The sequence below is a fragment of the Vagococcus lutrae genome, from assembly GCF_003987555.1.
GTDB classification, from domain to species: Bacteria; Bacillota; Bacilli; order Lactobacillales; family Vagococcaceae; genus Vagococcus_A; species Vagococcus_A lutrae.
The window spans coordinates 1-1,794 of the sequence record NZ_NGJW01000022.1; the positions used below are offsets into that span (position 1 = coordinate 1).

Sequence of the window (1,794 nt, forward strand, 5' to 3'; positions counted from 1 at the left end):
AAGTAGACCTTTGAAAACTGAACAAAGTAAGACGAACCAAATGTGTAGGGCGTTTTTACAAGTGTAAAAACAAACACAATTTTACAGTTTTTTATAAAAACTGATAGTGAAGTCAATTCGCTAGCAAACAACAAATGAGCTAAACATCTTCGGATGTTATCATACTTTTAATGAGAGTTTGATCCTGGCTCAGGACGAACGCTGGCGGCGTGCCTAATACATGCAAGTCGAACGCTTCTTTTTCACCGGGTGCTTGCACCCACCGAGAAAGAGGAGTGGCGGACGGGTGAGTAACACGTGGGCAACCTGCCCATCAGAGGGGGATAACACTTGGAAACAGGTGCTAATACCGCATAATTCTTTTTGTCGCCTGACAGAGAGATAAAAGACGCTTTCGGGTGTCACTGATGGATGGGCCCGCGCTGCATTAGCTAGTTGGTGGGGTAAAGGCTCACCAAGGCCATGATGCATAGCCGACCTGAGAGGGTGATCGGCCACACTGGGACTGAGACACGGCCCAGACTCCTACGGGAGGCAGCAGTAGGGAATCTTCGGCAATGGACGAAAGTCTGACCGAGCAACGCCGCGTGAGTGAAGAAGGTTTTCGGATCGTAAAACTCTGTTGTTAGAGAAGAACAAGTGAGAGAGTAACTGTTCTCACCTTGACGGTATCTAACCAGAAAGCCACGGCTAACTACGTGCCAGCAGCCGCGGTAATACGTAGGTGGCAAGCGTTGTCCGGATTTATTGGGCGTAAAGCGAGCGCAGGCGGTTCCTTAAGTCTGATGTGAAAGCCCCCGGCTCAACCGGGGAAGGTCATTGGAAACTGGGGAACTTGAGTGCAGAAGAGGAGAGTGGAATTCCATGTGTAGCGGTGAAATGCGTAGATATATGGAGGAACACCAGTGGCGAAGGCGACTCTCTGGTCTGTAACTGACGCTGAGGCTCGAAAGCGTGGGGAGCAAACAGGATTAGATACCCTGGTAGTCCACGCCGTAAACGATGAGTGCTAAGTGTTGGAGGGTTTCCGCCCTTCAGTGCTGCAGTAAACGCATTAAGCACTCCGCCTGGGGAGTACGGCCGCAAGGCTGAAACTCAAAGGAATTGACGGGGGCCCGCACAAGCGGTGGAGCATGTGGTTTAATTCGAAGCAACGCGAAGAACCTTACCAGGTCTTGACATCCTTTGACCACTCTAGAGATAGAGCTTTCCCTTCGGGGACAAAGTGACAGGTGGTGCATGGTTGTCGTCAGCTCGTGTCGTGAGATGTTGGGTTAAGTCCCGCAACGAGCGCAACCCTTATTGTTAGTTGCCATCATTCAGTTGGGCACTCTAGCGAGACTGCCGGTGACAAACCGGAGGAAGGTGGGGATGACGTCAAATCATCATGCCCCTTATGACCTGGGCTACACACGTGCTACAATGGACAGTACAATGAGTTGCGAGACCGCGAGGTTTAGCTAATCTCTTAAAGCTGTTCTCAGTTCGGATTGCAGGCTGCAACTCGCCTGCATGAAGCCGGAATCGCTAGTAATCGCGGATCAGAACGCCGCGGTGAATACGTTCCCGGGCCTTGTACACACCGCCCGTCACACCACGAGAGTTTGTAACACCCAAAGTCGGTGAGGTAACCTTCGGGAGCCAGCCGCCTAAGGTGGGATGGATGATTGGGGTGAAGTCGTAACAAGGTAGCCGTATCGGAAGGTGCGGCTGGATCACCTCCTTTCTAAGGAATATTACGGAAACTACACAGTTCGTTCTTACTTTGCTCAGTTTTGAGAGGTTTACTCTCAA

General features: G+C 51.0%; 1 rRNA gene. It reads left to right on the forward strand.

The features are described from left to right. Positions 1-166: 166 nt before the first annotated feature. A 16S ribosomal RNA gene (locus CBF33_RS09535) occupies positions 167-1,726 on the forward strand. The last annotated feature ends 68 nt before the right edge of the window (positions 1,727-1,794 follow it).